A 15,419-nucleotide genomic window follows, 5' to 3' on the forward strand; every position below is an offset into this window, starting at 1 on the left:
AGTCACGAAGCGGCGGCGATTGCCTCCTCGAGTTCTCTCCACAGGGCCTCGGTTCCTTCGAGGCCGATGTGGAGACGCACGGAGCGCGGGTTGATGCCGAAAGTGTGCGCCGAGTTCGGCTGCGCCTTCTGCTGCAACACGACTTCGCCCGGGACGATCAGGCTTTCATGCCCGCCCCAGCTCACACCCAGCTTGAAGAGATTGAGACGGTCGGCAAAGGCTCGGACATCGACGCCTTCGCGGAAGATGAAGGAAAACAGGCCCGAAGTGCCGTTGAGGCCGGCAGGCAGGCGATTGGCAAGGCCGGGGTGGCAGACCTGCTCGACAACGTCGAGTTCCTGCAGGCGCTTGGCGATCGTCATCGCCGAGGCTTCATGGGCTCTCATGCGGATCGGCAGGGTACGAAGGCCGCGAATCAGCAGCCAGGCGTCAAAGGGCGAAAGCTTGCCGCCGAGATAGGGGTAGGTTTCGGCCTTCAGCCGCGCGATCATCTCCTTCGAGCCAGCGACGATGCCGGCGACCACATCGCTGTGCCCACCAAGATATTTCGAGGCGGAGTGGATGACGAGGTCGACGCCGAGCTTCAGCGGCTGCTGGAAATAGGGTGTGGCCCAGCTGTTGTCGATCATCGAGACGACGCCATGCTTCCTGGCGAGTGCGGCCAGCGCGCCGACATCATGCGCTTCCATGACCCAGCTCGTCGGGCTTTCCATGTAGAAGACCTTGGCGCCCGGCAACGCCTTGGCGACAGCTTCTTCATCGCGGCCGTCGACATAGGTCACTTCGACCTTCATGCGCTTCAGAATGGTGCCGAAGAGACGGAACGCATCGGGATAGACATGCTTGACCGCGACGATCCGGTCGCCCGGCTCGACAAAACTCAGTACGGCCGACGAGATCGCGGCCATGCCGCTGGCAAATCCAAGCGCATCCTCGGCGCCCTCGAGCTTCGCCAGCATTTCCTCGAACAGGCGTACCGTCGGGTTAAGGCCGCGCGTATAGGTCGGCCGCACCTTCTCGCCGCGATAGGAGGCGATCATCTCGTCATAGCTGGAGAAGGTGAACAGCGATGTCTGAAAGATCGGCGGCACGACGGCGTCGGCGAAATTGCCGTCGTCATGGGCGGTGATAAGGGATGCGAGTTCGAACGGCTCTAGCCCGTCAGTCATTTGGACATTTCCTTGATGTCTTCCTCGACAACGTCGAGAATTTTCAGTGTTTCGGCGCGCGCCGCCTCGGGATCCTGGTCGACGATTGCGTTGAACAGCGTGCGGTGAAAGGGGAAGGATCGGCGGGCAAAGTCCTGCCGATCGAAGGGGTGATCCCAGAAGCGTTCGAAGGTTTCGCGCATCTGTTCGAGCAGTTGCTTGAACAACGGATTGTGCGTGGCGTCGTAGACCGCCAGGTGAAACGCGAGATCCTCAGGCCCGGATGTGCCCTTGGCCATGTGGACGCGTTCCATCTCGTTGAGCTTCTGCTCGATGTTGACGATGTCCTCGTCCGTGCGCTTCCTCGCGGCCACCATGCCGGCTTCGCATTCGATGCCGCGGCGAACTTCCAGCGTCTGCAGCAAGGCATCGCGCAGATGCGGCGGATCGAGCGACAGGGGCATGTGAATGGTGCCCCTGGAAACGGGCTTCAGCAGATAGGTGCCGCTGCCCTTCCGGGTTTCCATCACCCCCAGAGCCTGGAAATAGGTGAGCACTTCGCGGATAGTAGAGCGCCCGACAGAAAGCGCCGCCATCAGTTCCCGTTCGGTCGGCAGTCGATCACCCGCCTGCAGCTTCGACGACTCGACGAAGGTCGAGAGCGCGTCGATGACTTGCTGCGTCCGGTCGATGGAGGGAAGGGGTGTGAGCATGGCCTTGGTCATGGGTTGATAAATTGGTCTGACATCTGCCATCAGGTCAATCTCTTTTTTCCACCGATTCCATATTTTCTGTCGCCGGCATGGTGAATGGCCGAATGGATGTGAGCGAAGACGGGACAGACAAACAGGATCGTTTCGGCTTCAAGAGCGCCGAGAGCGCTGATAGAAAGAGCGCGATGTGAGTCCCTGAGTTGGAAAAGAATGGCTGCGCGAGATCGATATTCACGGAAGCTGGAATGCGCGCGGTGCGGGCACATCGGTTTTGCCGAGGTTTCCGAGACGGACAATCGTCGGGCACCGAGCCGCGATTTCAAGATCGATCAGATGCCGCATGGTTTTGCCACCGAGCGGCCGTCGACCGATCCACGCAAGCACATGATGCGTTGCCGCTGCGGCTCGGTCTTCCGCTTCGAGCAGGATACGGTCTATGCACCCGGCGGCGAGCCGCGCCGTTAAGGCAATTATGCCTGAAAACAAAAAAGCCTCGCATCGGCGAGGCTAAGCTTGTGCCGCTCCGGGGAAATCGGAAGCGACGCGGCGTTTTTTAATCGCGGTCATTCATTCCGACTAGGTCAGTTTTGGCGATAACGGTACGCTTTCATAAAAAATGGCCGCAAATTTACCACCACCGCCTTCGTCTCTTCGAAGGTTGTGTAGGGCACCGATATATTTTCCATGGTTGCGCGAACAACGCAATTAAAAACATCGTAACGTGCATATGTGTTCAGCTACCGTTCATTTTCGTGAAGGCAAAAGGCATCTGCCGCAACGCCTTGCGGTCCTCGAGGCCCGGCTTCCGATTGGCTTGCCAATCTGATCGTCGGGCCTCGTAGATATTGAAAGAGCTTGGAAATTCCCATGCGGCTGCTTCTCGCCTTCATCGATTGGATTCAGCGTCGCCGTCGACAGCGGCTTGAGGCCGAGACGATTCAATATTCGGCCGATGACCCCTGGGTTTTGCAGCAGATCGAAAAGTTCGAGCGTGAGTTGAAGCGGTAAGGGATCGTGGAGATCCGGCTTGCGTGCCTAGCGGCCAGGCGACAGCAGGCGCGGCTGTGGGCGGATGAAACTCTGCCTGCCATTCTTCCAGCCAGCGATCGGTTGGCGAATCTCGCGAACCAGCGACAATGGATCGGCCGCATCCACCACCACGATGTCCGCAGTTGCACCCGGTTCCAGCCGATAGTCGCGCCGCATCAGTCGCGCGGCATTGATCGTCACCATGTCGAACGCCCGCGCAATGTCATCGTCACGCGACAGCTGCGCCAGATTCGCGAATAAATTGGCCATGCGCGCAAGTGAAGCGTCGCCGTAAGGGGTGAACGGGTTAAGGACATTGTTTGTTGCGGCGGTCACGTTGACGCCATGGTCCATCAGCAGCATTGCCGGCGCCAGGCCACGCGGGATCAGATGATCAGCACCACGGCCGAGCAGGAAGATGTCCGTCGCCGGCAAAGTCGTCACGGCTACCCCAGCATCGGCGAGGCGCCTGGCAAATTCGCTGACCGTTGGCGTCGGCATGGCGGAGAGCTTCGTGGCGTGGCCGATCGAAACACGGCCACCATAGCCACGCCGCTCGGTTTCCGCCAAGACAGCGGGGATTGCCGAGCCGGACGGGTTCAGGTCGAAATCAAGATGAAAATCGACATCGACGCCGTGACGTTCGGCAAGGTCGAATATCCGCGAGATATGGGCTTGAGGATCAGGGTCGGTGTAGGGGCAGCCGCCGATCAAATCCGCTCCGCTTTCAAGCGCATGATCCAGCATCTCTGACGTTTCAGGCTCATTGGTCAGCCCTTCCTGTGCGAAGGCGCAGATCTGGATATCGATGGCCCAGGCATAGGCGCGTCTGATCTGCTTGATCGCTTCGAACGATCGAAAACCGGCGCGCCGATCGATTTCCACGAAAGTCCGCATCGCGGTGGTGCCATTCATGATGGCATTCTCGACCACGCGGGCAGCGCGCGTATAGACGTCCTCGATCGTAAAACCGAGCTTCGCTTTGGCAGTCTCGCGAACGGCTTCCTCAAGCGTGCCTTCACATATGAGGCAACGGTCGAGAATGCAGGCCTTGTCGAGATGGATGTGGCTATCGGCAAAGCCACCGAATGCGAAGCCGCCGCACATATCGTGACGTGGCGCGTCCGTGGCCAACGTCCGTTCAATGGCGGCAATCTTGCCGCCTCTAACCCCAATTTCGAAACAACCCTCCTGTCTGGCGATGCGGACATTCGAAATCACCAGATCGAGCATGAAGCTACCGCTGTTATTGGAGGGTGGGGTGGTTGTCTTGTCTCAGCTCCGCAGAACCGCGCCATCTCTGGCGACAAGCTTGCCGGCCTTGTAGACCGAGCGTCCCTTCGGAACAGCGACGACAGCCTCCGGCACATGCTCAGCCTTCAACGTTACAAAATCGGCTTTTGCGCCGATGTGCAAGCCATAGTCTTCAAGCCAAAGCGCTCTGGCGCCGCTTTCGGTGACGATGTCGAAGGCGGCTTTCAATTCGTCATCCGTATAGAAGCCGGAACGATAACCGATCATCATCGCACGCCCCAGCATGTCACCGTCGCCATAGGGCCACCATGAGTCGCGAATATTGTCGCTGCCGCTGAAGACGGTGACGCCGGCGGAGCGGAGCAGGGCGACGGGAGGAAAAGAGTAACTGCCCGGCGCATTCGTCATGATGGCAATGCCACTTTCGGCAATCAGAGCCGCCGCACGCTTTGCCGCCTCGCTTGGGAGATCGCCGAGCCCATAGGCATGGCTGACGGCCACATGTCCGCCCATGGAGCGCGCGCGTGTGCGGGCGCAGATCTGCTCGATGGTGAACAGGCCGAGCGTGCCGCCATCATGGAGGTGGATATCGACACCGACGCCATGTTTCTCGGCGACACCGAAAACGACGTCGAGATGCCTTTCGATATCGCGATCGAAGCTTGCGGGATCGAGTCCTCCAACGAGATCGGCACCCATCGCAATCGCCTCGTCCAAAAGCTGCGGCGTTCCCGGGCTCATCAAAATGCCGCTTTGCGGGAAGGCGACGAGCTGGATATCGATCAGTCCGCGATATTCCTCGCGCACGGCCAGTATCGTCTCAAGCGATTTCAACCCGACGGAACCGTCCACCATGACATGGCTGCGCATATGCGTGCTGCCGTTGGCGATGCAGAGGTCGAGCTGGCTTCTTGCTCGCACGTCCATGGGAGCGGCCTGCGCCATGTTCTCTGCCTGAAACGCCACGCGTTCGTGAACGTCGAAGCCGTTGGTGCACGGCTTATGCGGTATCCAGGCGTCACCATAAAAGCTGGTATCGAGATGAATATGGCCCTCGACGAAACCCGGGACGACCAATGCACTCTCAAGTTCCACGATCTGGCCGGCCTCGACCGCCGATCCCGTTGGCTCGATCGCCACAATGCGGCCGTCCGTGACGCCGATATCCCTGATCGAGCCATTGGCGAGCTTGGCGCGGGTAAAAAGCGTCTCGATCACGCTCAAATGCTTCTCCTTCACTGCTGAAGCTCAATCGCTCGGGTCTGGTCCCGATATGGGTAGCCTTTAGCGCTCGAAGGCTTCTCTCAGGCCGAAGCTCTTGCGCTCGCGCAAATCGAGGTCGGCTTCGATATGCGCGATATGGTGAAGCATCAGATGGCAGGCGGTCTCGACGTCTTTGCGCTCGAGCGCATCGATAATATCGCCGTGCTCTGAATGACCGCAGCTCGAAACGCTGGATTGACCATACAGCGCGATCACAAGCGAAGAGCGCGCGACCAGCTCTTCCATGAAGCGCTGCATTATGAGGTTGCCCGATATCGAGGCCAGCATCAGGTGGAAATCACCGGATGCCTTGATTTCGGCGCGGCGGGCGGGCTGACCCCGCTCGCTCATCAAGCGGCCTTCTTCCACAAGCAGCTGCCTTAACTGCCTGAGCTGGACCGGGGTAATCCGCTCGGCCGCGGACCTCAAAATGCCCGGCTCGACCAGGCGGCGGGCTGCGAATATCTGTCCGGCCTCTTCCGGGGAAGGGTAGGCGACAAAGGCGCCCCTGTTCTTCTCGACGCTGACAAGGCCCTCATAGGAAAGAGCCTGCAAGGCAGCGCGCGCCAGCGTGCGGCTGACGTTGAACAAGTTGCCGACATCGCTTTCGGATAGCTTGGTGCCGGGCGAAAGTCTGCGCTCGACGATCGCATCGCGAATTGCGTCGCGAATCTGCTGGGCACCATTTTCCGTGGAATCGCTGGGCGCCTGAAGCGCATCTGCTGAAGAGTTCATGAAGTCGCCGACCCGGTATCTCAAGCGAATGATATCGCGGTTTTCCACGGAAGTTAAATGAAATCTGGCGCAAACATGACGTCAAATTGTATACAATTGCCTGCATATATCGAAGACAATGGCCTATTAAATGGGCAATTGATAGCTTGCCTAATAAAGGGCAAATATCTGCGGTCTCGATAAAAGTATCGGAATTACAAATATTTAGTGCAGCGCAACAAAACTGGCATGATTGATGCAGTGTCTTTCCCATACAAAAGGGGAAGATGATGTCGAAAGCGGCAGAGATAGATATAGCGTCCGTTTCGAAGGTCTACGGCACCACGACGGCCGTCCATGCGATCAGCTTGAAAATACCGGCAGGGTCCTATTGCTGCTTTCTCGGCCCTTCCGGCTGCGGCAAGACATCGACGCTGCGCATGATCGCGGGACATGAAAGCATTTCGTCGGGTGACGTCCGCCTTGGCAATATCGTCGTCACCGATTTCCCGCCCGCCAAGCGCGGCACGGCAATGATGTTTCAGTCCTATGCGTTGTTTCCGCATCTCGACCTTATCGACAACGTCGCCTTCAGCCTGAAGATGAAAGGCGTCGACAAGGAAGAGCGCCGCGCCAAGGCGCTGGAAATGCTGAAGCTCATGCAGATGGAGGCCTATGCCAACCGTCGCCCGGCGCAGCTTTCCGGCGGCCAGCAGCAGCGTGTTGCGCTCGCCCGCGCCCTGATCACCGATCCCGAGGCGCTGCTGCTGGACGAACCGCTCTCGGCACTCGACCCCTTTCTGAAGATTCGCATGCGCGCCGAACTGAAGAAGCTGCAGAAGACGCTCGGCATCACCTTTGTCCACGTCACGCATAGCCAGGAAGAGGCGATGGCGCTCGCCGATATCATCGTCATCATGAACGATGGGCGCATCGAGCAGGCTGGCTCCCCGCGCGAGGTTTTCGAGCGTCCGGCGACCGCTTTCGTCGCGCGCTTCATGGGCGATCATAACGTGCTGTCCGGGCGAGTGACGCTGAGCGAGGACGGCATCATCACCATGACGGCGCCGGAAGGGCAGAGCTTCTCCGTGCGAGGAACCGGTCGTCAGGTGGGAGAGGCGGTCGATATCGGCATCCGCACCGATCGGGTCCGCCTTTCCTCATCCGCCGGCAAGGGTCTCGGGTTCAATGGCGTCGTTTCCAATGTCGAGTACCGAGGCGCGACCGTGAAGATCACGGTCATCGGCGCCGGCAGCGACGATTTCACCGTGATCGCAAGCGACGACGACGTTTCAGCCAAATTCCTATCGGTCGGCGATGCCGTCTCCCTGAGTTGGGCTCTGGGGGATGCCATCCTCCTCGGCCGCATTTCCGCATGACTCCTAAACATCAAAAAGAGGGAACAGACATGACGAATGAAACGAAGACTACCAAGGCGACAAAGGGCATTTCCCGCCGCTCGCTGCTGAAGGGCGGAGCTGCCGCCGCCGGCGCGGTTGTGGGCTCTGGCCTCATCACCGGCTTTCCCACAGTCTGGGCGCAAACGAAAATCACGCTGCGCCAGTTCGGCACCGGCGTTTCGAACATCAATGCGATTGCCGAGAAGTGCAAGGCCGACCTCGGCATTACCCTGGAGATGACCGCGACCGATTCCGACGCCGCAGCGCAGCGCGCCGTCACCCAGCCTGATAGCTACGACATCGCCGATATCGAATACTGGATCGCCAAGAAGGTATTCCCGGCTGGCGTTCTGCAGCCGATGGACGTCAAGAAGCTCAAATATTACGACAAGATCGTGCCGCTCTTCATCAACGGCAAGCTGAAGCCGGATAGCGTCATCGCCCAGGGCACGGCGCCGCACACGGTCGGCTTCGTCGAAGCGCAGGGCTCGAAGAAATTCGCCAAGGAACCGACGCAGTGGATGACGATGGTTCCGACCATCTACAATGCCGATACGCTCGGCATTCGCCCCGACTTGACAGGCCGCCCGATCACCAGCTGGGCCGATATTCTCGATCCGGCCTTCAAGGGCAAGACCGCCATCCTCAACATCCCGTCGATCGGTATCATGGATGCCGCGATGATCATGGAAGCCGCCGGCAAGATCAAATATGCCGACAAGGGCAACATGACGAAGGCAGAAATCGACAAGACGATTGAATTCCTGATCAAGACCAAGGGCGACGGCCAGTTCCGCGCCTTCTGGAAGTCGTTCGACGAAAGCGTCAACCTGATGGCATCGGGCGAAGTCGTCATCCAGTCGATGTGGTCGCCGGCCGTCGCCGCCGTCCGCTCGAAGGGCATCGCCTGCACCTTCCAGCCGCTGAAGGAAGGCTATCGCGCCTGGGGCGGCGGTCTTGGCCTCGCCTCGCATCTGAAGGGCGCCCAGCTCGACGCCGCCTATGAATATATCAACTGGTACACGTCCGGTTGGGTTGGCGGCTACCTCAACCGCCAGGGCTACTATTCCGCCTGCATGGACACCGCCAAGAACTTCATGTCGGCCGACGAATGGGGCTACTGGATCGAAGGCAAGCCGGCACAGGGCGATATCCTGTCTCCGGAAGGCAAGGTCATGGAGAAGGCCGGCGCCGTTCGCGACGGTGGTTCCTTCGAAGCCCGCATGGGCGCTGTCGCCTGCTGGAATTCGGTCATGGACGAAGATCGCTACATGGTCCGTCGCTGGAACGAGTTCATCGCCGCCTAAGCTGCATATCCGTCATTTCCTCTCCCCGCCTATGCGGGGGGAGGCCCATCAATGGAGAGCCGGACCATGGCGACGATCGCTTCCTCGGACGCGGAGCAGGAAACACAGAAAGCTGGACGCGGAATTGGGGTGCCCGCCTGGGCCGTCGCCTATCTGCAGGCTACTCCGCTCTTTCTGATCCTCGGCTTCTTCTTCCTTTTGCCGATTGCGATGATCGGTATCGTCAGTTTCTGGGACTATGACTTCGCCAGCCTTTACCCGGCCTTCCTGACCACGAACTACACTGACACACTGGGTTCATGGGTTACGTGGAAAACCTATCTCAACACATTGAAATTCACTGTCATTGTCTGGGGGCTGACGCTCTTCATCGGCTTCTGGGTCGCCTATTTCCTCGCCTTCCACATTCGTCGCACGTCGACGCAGATGATCCTTTTTCTAGTCTGCACCGTGCCATTCATGACGTCGAACATCATCCGCATGATCTCATGGATACCGGTGCTCGGGCGCAATGGGCTGGTCAATTCGACCTTGATCGAGATGGGCATCATCCCGCAGCCGATCGAATGGCTGCTCTACTCCGATTTCGCCGTGGTACTGGCCATGGTGCATCTCTACACCCTGTTCATGGTGACGCCGATCTTCAACACGCTGATGCGAATTGACCGCTCGCTGTTCGAGGCCGCACGGGATGCGGGCGCCAGCGGGTGGCAGGTGCTCTGGAATGTGGTGCTCCCACTTGCCAAGCCCGGCATGGCGATCGGCAGCATCTTCGTCGTCACCCTCGTCATGGCGGATTTCTCCACCGTCCAGGTGATGTCCGGCGGCCAGAGCGCTTCCATCGCCTTGATGATGAAGAACCAGATGTCCCTGCTGCAATATCCGGCTGCGGCCGCCAATGCCGTGGTGCTCCTGATCGTCGTCCTGCTGATGGTCGCAGCCATCCTGCGCATCGTCGATATCCGCAAGGAGCTTTGAGATGAACCGGGAAAAGCGCAGCCTGGAATTCTATGTCCTGGCGATCTTCTTCACCATTTTCGTGCTGTTCCTCTACGGCCCTCTGTCGGCGATCGTCATCCTGTCCTTCCAGGGGCCGGACGGCGGTCTGACCTTTCCGTTGAACGGCGTGTCACTGCACTGGTTCGCCAATCTCTTCGAGAAGCAGGCGGTCGGCGATTTCGGCGCGTCGTTCCAGCGATCGCTGATCCTCGGCGTCATGGTGATGATCGTCACCGTGGTCGTCTCGCTTTTGGCGGGCCTTGCCTTTCGCCGCAGGTTCCGTGGCTCGACATTTCTGTTCTATGCTACGGTCGCCAGCCTCGTAGTGCCCTCGATCATCATTTCACTCGGGATCGGCGTCGTCTTCCAGCAGGGTGGTCTTGGGCCTGCCTGGTATTCCTCGGCCTTCGGCGCACATCTCACCTGGACCTTGCCTTTCGGCGTATTGATCATGTTCGCCGTCTTCAACCGCTTCTCGCCGGCATATGAGGAGGCGGCTCGGGATCTGGGCGCCACGTCGTGGCAAACCTTCCGTTATGTCGTGCTGCCGATGATCGCACCAAGCCTTATCGGCGTCGGCCTGTTCGGCTTCACGCTCTCCTATGACGAGTTCGCCCGCACACTGATGACCTCGGGCACCTACAACACCCTGCCGCTCGAAATCTATGGGATGACGACCAACGTCACCACGCCGGTGCTCTATGCGCTTGGAACGGTGACGACGTTGTTTTCCTTCACCATCATTCTCCTGGCACTCGGGATTATGACCATGCTTGGCCGCCGCCAGGCCAAGAAAAGCTGAGATCATGCGTTTATTGCTTATCAATCCGAATACGACGGCCTCGATGACCGAGAAGGCCGCGATAGCGGCCCGCGCAGTCGCGGCCTCCGGCACCGAGATCATCGCGGCCACGTCGCAGATGGGGCCGGCCTCGATCGAAGGCTATTACGACGGGGCTCTCGCCGTACCCGGCATGCTGCGTGAATTGAAAGAGAGGCAGGGCGTCGGTTACGATGCCGCGATCATCTGCTGTTTCGACGATACCGGTCTCGAAGCCGCCCGCATGTTCTGCGACGTGCCCGTTGTCGGGCTTTGCGAGTCGGCTGTCGCGACAGCGGGCTTTCTGGCACAGCGGTTCAGCGTGGTGACGACGCTCGAGCGTTCGCGCATCCTGATCGACAATCTCGTGCAGCGTTACGGCATGGGTGCTCGCGCCAAGGTACGTGCTTCCGATATCCCCGTGCTGGAACTTGAGAAGGCGTCTCCTAGCGCCATTGGAAAACTGCGAGCGGAAATCGAGAGAGCCCTAGTCGAAGACGGTGCGGAGGCAATCGTGCTCGGTTGTGCCGGGATGACGGATCTTGCTCGCGAGCTGCAGGATATCTACGGCGTCCCGGTGGTGGACGGCGTGGCGGCGGCGGTCAAACAGGCCGAAGCGCTGGTGTCTCTCGGCCTGTCCACCAGCAAGCGCAGTTCCTATGCTTCGCCTTTGCCCAAGCCTTTTTCCGGCGCAATGAGCGGCTTTGCTCCGATGCCGGCCTAACTGGCAAGCGCTGTCGGCGCGGCGGCGTCAATTTTTCAAACGGGGTCAGAACGTCGGCTTCGGCAGCTTCCTCTGCCGGGCTTCGCGCAGGTGCTTGTAAACGGTCGGCCGCGAAATGCCGAGCACCCGCGCAAGATAGGGGACGAGATTGCGGATGGAGAAGTAGCCCTCCTGTTCCAGCATCTCGACGAGGGCAGCATGGTCCTCCTTCGCCAGTGCAGAAGCGGCCAGCCCTCGTTCGCCGAGAAAGTCCGCGATCGCGGCATTGACGGTTTCCTGCCAGTCTGCGCGGAATAGTGCAGACGGCTGCGGACCGACATCCTGAAAAGCCGCCAGAAGACCTAACGCATCACGAGCCGCCTCGATCGGCGCAATATCGAAATTGATACAGAGCAAGCCGAATGGCTCGCCTGCCTCGTCGCGCAAAACAGCAGTGATCGACTTGAGCTGGCGACCATCGAAATTCGTCTTCCGATAGGGGCCGATGACATCGAGGCCGAGCGACCCGATATCCTTCAACTCGGCAAGGGAGGAGCCGCCGACTTCGCGCCGCGACAGGTTGTTGGCGATATGAGCAATCGTCTGCGTTCTCAGGTCGTGAAGGACGACCTCCGCATGGGGCTTGAGCAGGATTGCAATGGCATCGGCGACGGAAGCGAAGCGCAGCAAGTCCTTAGAACCGGTTGATTGGTCATTGCCTGTGCCTGTCTTTCGCGCCATAGCCTCTTTCCTTCTGATTATTTACATTCACTCTATATTTGACAATTTGTAAATGCGCTACTAATTGTCGGGCTATAGTAAGGGCCGACACGAATGCGTGGCGACCACCATTGGAGAATGTCGCCATGCCGCTGCTGCCGGATTTCAAGCTCGAGACTCATTTTTCGAAGTGGGAGTTCAGCGCCCGCTATCACATGACGGCCTCGGACGCTCAGAGCATGACGATGGCCGAACTGCTTGACATGGCGACATCGGAGCAGCGGTCCGCCTACGACAATCTCTGGCTTGGTTATACGGAGACCTTCGGCGATCCGGCCCTGCGCGACATCATCGCCGGGCTTTATCAGCAGATGCAGCGCGCTGATATTCTATGCTTCGCCGGCGCGGAGGAGGGCATCTACATCGCCATGCATGCGCTTCTCGACAAGGGCGATCATACGATCATCGTAACCCCCAACTATCAATCGTCCGAAACGATACCCCTCAGCATTTGCGACGTCTCAGCGGTGGCGCTTGATCCGGAAGACGGCTGGTCGCTCGATATCGATGCAGTCAGCAAGGCGATCAGACCCAATACCAAGCTGATCTCGATCAACTTCCCGCACAATCCCACGGGCAAGGTGCTGGAAAAGGAGAGGTTCGACGCACTGGTGGATCTCTGCCGGCGGCATGGCATCTGGCTATTCAGCGACGAAGTCTATCGCGGCCTGACCGTCGACAACAAGCCGGTATCGCAGGCCGCTGCCGATGCCTATGAGCGGGGCCTCTCGCTTGGCGTCATGTCCAAGGCCTATGGCTTGCCGGGCCTGCGCATTGGCTGGATTGCCTGCCGCGATCACGCGCTGATTTCGAAGATGGAGCGGATGAAGCATTATCTCTCCATCTGCAACTCCGGGCCGAGTGAGAGCCTGGCGAAGATCGGCTTGCTGAATGCCGACAGGATTCTCAATCGCAATAATCGGCTGATCGCTTCCAATCTCGGAAAGCTGAAGGCTTTGTTTTCAGAGTTCGAGGATCTTTTCGAGTGGTATACGCCTGATGGCGGCTGCGTCTGCTATCCACGCTACAAAGGTGTGGATGGTGTCGAGACCTTCACGCGCAATCTGGTGGAGCAGGCAGGCGTGCTGCTCTTGCCGGCCAGCCTCTATCGTTCGGAACTCACTGCAACGCCGGACGACCGCTTCCGCATAGGGTTCGGCCGCGCCAATATTGATGAGGGAATTGCGGCGATGCGCTCCCATTTGTTGCGCAATCACTCCTAGCGATTGTCTCGCCGGTTCTCTGGCACCGCGAAATCGGGACAAAAAGAGAACATATGGTGCAAATCGACGATCGACGCTAGAATATCGTCACCTCAGATCGAGAGTGACGAATTTGGCGCAGAGAACTGGCAAAGCTGACCTGCCGTTGCATGGCGGCCGCGTGCCGCGATGGCTTGGGGAGAGGATGACGCGACTGGGTGCCGTCATCACAGAGGCGATCGTGCAGCACTACGGCCGTGACGAACTGTTTCGCCGCTTGGCCAATCCATTCTGGTTCCAGTCCTTCGGCGCCGTCATGGGCATGGACTGGCATTCCTCCGGCATCACCACAAGCGTGCTCGGCGCGTTGAAGCGTGGCCTGACCCCGCTTTCGGGTGAACTCGGCATCCATGTCTGCGGCGGTCGCGGCTCGCATTCGCGTAGGACACCGGAGGAGTTGCTTCACATCGGAGATAGGGTCGGGATCGATGGAACATCGCTTGCCAGCACCAGCCGGCTGATCGCCAAGGTGGATAGTGCAGCGCTCCAGGATGGCTTCGATCTCTATCTGCATGGCTTCATCGTGGCCGATGACGGCAAATGGGTCGTCATCCAGCAGGGCATGAACGGCGACCGTCGACAGGCACGGCGCTATCACTGGTTATCCGAGGGGCTGACCAACTTCCTGGATTCGCCTCATGCCGCCATCGAGGGGCGGGAGCAGGGAGAGATCATCAATCTCGCCGATCGGCGGGCCGAACATTCCCGCAACCGCCAGCTCGATCTGCTTGCCTCGCTTGGTCCCGATAAAATCATTCGTGAATTCAATGTGCTGGAAGGACAAGCTCCAGCAATCAGGAGGGAGGATGCTCAACCGATGCTGCCATACCTCATCATGCCTGCGCATCATGATGTCCGCCAGGAAGATGTGAACATGCGCCGCCTGCATGGAAATCTCGCGGCTGCCGCCGATCGCGGCCCGGTGGATTTCGAGGGTTTGCTGCTGACGCCCGGCGTCGGCGCACGGACGGTGAAAGCTCTGGCGATGGTGGCTGAGGTCGTTCACGGCGCGCCCTGCCGCTTTTCCGATCCCGCACGCTTCTCGCTAGCCCATGGCGGCAAGGATCGGCATCCCTTTCCGGTGCCATTGAAGGTCTATGACGAGACCATCAGCGTGATGAAATCTGCGGTCAGGAAAGGGCGGCTTGGCCGAGATGAGGAGCTGTCGGCCCTGAAGCGGCTGGACGATCAGTCGAGAATTTTGGAGCGATATGTCACTGGACCTGATCTCAAGGAGATCGTCGCCGGCGAATTTGACAGATCGTTCTCCTATGGCGGCCGCAGTGTCTTCGGCTGGGAGCCTCCGGCAAATTCCGAGGACGACGCCGTGGCGGCGGAAAATAAGCCGTTGCAATAAACGGTTGCGGAACTCAAACTACAACCGGGATTTTCGCGATTTTGAAGCCGGGGGAGGCAGCAGGTAGCCCATGTTCAATCTTTTCAAGAAAAAGAAACCCATGGTCGTTGTGGCCACACTGAACGCACGCCTGCAACCGGATGATCGAGCCGACATTGAAGACGCTCTCGATGCCGCCATGGCGAAACACAAGCATGGCGTACGCGTCGTCGGCGGCGGCACCTTGATGGCCCCCGACGGCGAAGTCAGCGAATGCGATATTGAGATCGAGTTGGATGACCCATCCGATGCGACGATCGAAATGGTTATGCGCACCCTTGAGGCCATGCTGGCTCCAAAGGGCTCGCGGATGAATATCCCGGATCAGAACCGGCGGCTTGATTTCGGCCTGCAGGAAGGGTTGGCGTTATATTTGAACGGTACCGACCTGCCAGACGAGGTCTACCGTGATTCTGATGTCAATCATGTTTTTGCGGAATGCCAGCGCCTGTTGCAAGGCATTGGAGCGGTCAGCAGCCATTGGCAAGGACCGGAAGAAACCGCCTTTTACATGTACGGATCAGATTTCAAAATCATGCGCGAACGGCTTGCGCCATTCCTGAATACCTATCCGCTGTGCCAGCAATGCCGCGTTGAGCAGATCGCCTAGCCGTTTCGGCATTGACGCCCA

General features: G+C 59.1%; 16 protein-coding genes. 10 read left to right on the top strand and 6 right to left on the bottom strand.

Annotated features, from left to right (window positions below; all coding sequences use genetic code 11):
* Window positions 1–2: 2 nt before the first annotated feature.
* Together BSK43_RS29230 and BSK43_RS29235 are read right to left on the bottom strand one after the other, a co-directional pair.
* A complete protein-coding gene (locus BSK43_RS29230; RefSeq protein WP_077468216.1) occupies window positions 3–1,169 on the bottom strand; it encodes a PLP-dependent transferase in 1,167 nt (388 codons plus the stop codon).
* Window positions 1,166–1,861 carry a FadR/GntR family transcriptional regulator gene (locus tag BSK43_RS29235; RefSeq protein ID WP_136687461.1) on the bottom strand — a complete coding sequence of 232 codons (696 nt, stop codon included), beginning with the start codon at window positions 1,859–1,861 and terminating at the stop codon, window positions 1,166–1,168. Before BSK43_RS29235 ends, BSK43_RS29230 begins: the two co-directional genes overlap by 4 nt.
* A gap of 210 nt (window positions 1,862–2,071) precedes the next feature.
* Here BSK43_RS29235 and BSK43_RS29240 point away from each other — a divergent pair, with 210 nt between their 5' ends.
* Together BSK43_RS29240 and BSK43_RS35270 are read left to right on the top strand one after the other, a co-directional pair.
* Complete coding sequence (locus tag BSK43_RS29240) at window positions 2,072–2,326, top strand: hypothetical protein (RefSeq protein WP_068392571.1); 255 nt, start codon at window positions 2,072–2,074, stop codon at window positions 2,324–2,326.
* Between the two features lie 402 nt (window positions 2,327–2,728).
* Window positions 2,729–2,869 (top strand): hypothetical protein, encoded by a 141-nt coding sequence (locus tag BSK43_RS35270; protein ID WP_169055480.1) that lies wholly within the window; start codon window positions 2,729–2,731, stop codon window positions 2,867–2,869.
* Between the two features lie 27 nt (window positions 2,870–2,896).
* Here BSK43_RS35270 and BSK43_RS29245 read toward each other — a convergent pair whose 3' ends face one another.
* Genes BSK43_RS29245 through BSK43_RS29255 form a run of 3 tightly spaced genes read right to left on the bottom strand, consistent with a single transcriptional unit; the run spans window position 2,897 to window position 6,142 of the window.
* On the bottom strand, window positions 2,897–4,123 hold the full coding sequence (locus tag BSK43_RS29245) for an amidohydrolase family protein (protein WP_077468217.1): 1,227 nt from the start codon (window positions 4,121–4,123) through the stop codon (window positions 2,897–2,899).
* A gap of 42 nt (window positions 4,124–4,165) precedes the next feature.
* Window positions 4,166–5,368, bottom strand: coding sequence for an amidohydrolase family protein (locus BSK43_RS29250; RefSeq protein ID WP_205910673.1), 1,203 nt, complete (start codon window positions 5,366–5,368; stop codon window positions 4,166–4,168).
* Between the two features lie 60 nt (window positions 5,369–5,428).
* Window positions 5,429–6,142 carry a GntR family transcriptional regulator gene (locus tag BSK43_RS29255; protein WP_068392568.1) on the bottom strand — a complete coding sequence of 238 codons (714 nt, stop codon included), beginning with the start codon at window positions 6,140–6,142 and terminating at the stop codon, window positions 5,429–5,431.
* Between the two features lie 269 nt (window positions 6,143–6,411).
* On the opposite strand from BSK43_RS29255, the gene BSK43_RS29260 reads away from it, so the two are divergent.
* From BSK43_RS29260 to BSK43_RS29280, 5 genes are all read left to right on the top strand, one after another.
* The gene (locus tag BSK43_RS29260) at window positions 6,412–7,500 is read left to right on the top strand and encodes an ABC transporter ATP-binding protein (protein WP_077468218.1); all 1,089 of its coding nucleotides are present in this window, start codon (window positions 6,412–6,414) and stop codon (window positions 7,498–7,500) included.
* A gap of 29 nt (window positions 7,501–7,529) precedes the next feature.
* A complete protein-coding gene (locus BSK43_RS29265) occupies window positions 7,530–8,828 on the top strand; it encodes a PotD/PotF family extracellular solute-binding protein (protein WP_068392566.1) in 1,299 nt (432 codons plus the stop codon).
* Window positions 8,829–8,894: 66 nt separating this feature from the next.
* Window positions 8,895–9,806, top strand: coding sequence for an ABC transporter permease (locus tag BSK43_RS29270; RefSeq protein WP_077468219.1), 912 nt, complete (start codon window positions 8,895–8,897; stop codon window positions 9,804–9,806).
* Between the two features lies 1 nt (window position 9,807).
* Window positions 9,808–10,629 (top strand): ABC transporter permease, encoded by an 822-nt coding sequence (locus BSK43_RS29275; RefSeq protein WP_077468220.1) that lies wholly within the window; start codon window positions 9,808–9,810, stop codon window positions 10,627–10,629.
* 4 nt (window positions 10,630–10,633) lie between these two features.
* Window positions 10,634–11,371, top strand: a complete 738-nt coding sequence (locus BSK43_RS29280; protein WP_077468221.1) for an aspartate/glutamate racemase family protein — start codon at window positions 10,634–10,636, stop codon at window positions 11,369–11,371.
* Window positions 11,372–11,416: 45 nt separating this feature from the next.
* Here BSK43_RS29280 and BSK43_RS29285 read toward each other — a convergent pair whose 3' ends face one another.
* Complete coding sequence (locus BSK43_RS29285; RefSeq protein WP_077468222.1) at window positions 11,417–12,091, bottom strand: PAS domain-containing protein; 675 nt, start codon at window positions 12,089–12,091, stop codon at window positions 11,417–11,419.
* 125 nt (window positions 12,092–12,216) lie between these two features.
* On the opposite strand from BSK43_RS29285, the gene BSK43_RS29290 reads away from it, so the two are divergent.
* The 3 genes from BSK43_RS29290 (at window position 12,217) to BSK43_RS29300 (ending at window position 15,398) form a co-directional block, all read left to right on the top strand.
* Window positions 12,217–13,353: an aminotransferase class I/II-fold pyridoxal phosphate-dependent enzyme gene (locus BSK43_RS29290; RefSeq protein WP_077468223.1), complete on the top strand. Its 1,137-nt coding sequence runs from the start codon at window positions 12,217–12,219 to the stop codon at window positions 13,351–13,353.
* Window positions 13,354–13,465: 112 nt separating this feature from the next.
* Entirely contained in the window at window positions 13,466–14,749 is a 1,284-nt protein-coding gene (locus tag BSK43_RS29295; protein WP_077468224.1) for a DUF763 domain-containing protein, read from the top strand.
* Between the two features lie 70 nt (window positions 14,750–14,819).
* Window positions 14,820–15,398, top strand: coding sequence for a mitochondrial large ribosomal subunit protein uL15m (locus tag BSK43_RS29300; RefSeq protein ID WP_077468225.1), 579 nt, complete (start codon window positions 14,820–14,822; stop codon window positions 15,396–15,398).
* The last annotated feature ends 21 nt before the right edge of the window (window positions 15,399–15,419 follow it).

Source organism: Rhizobium sp. P44RR-XXIV, from assembly GCF_001999485.2.
Lineage (GTDB): Bacteria > Pseudomonadota > Alphaproteobacteria > Rhizobiales > Rhizobiaceae > Rhizobium.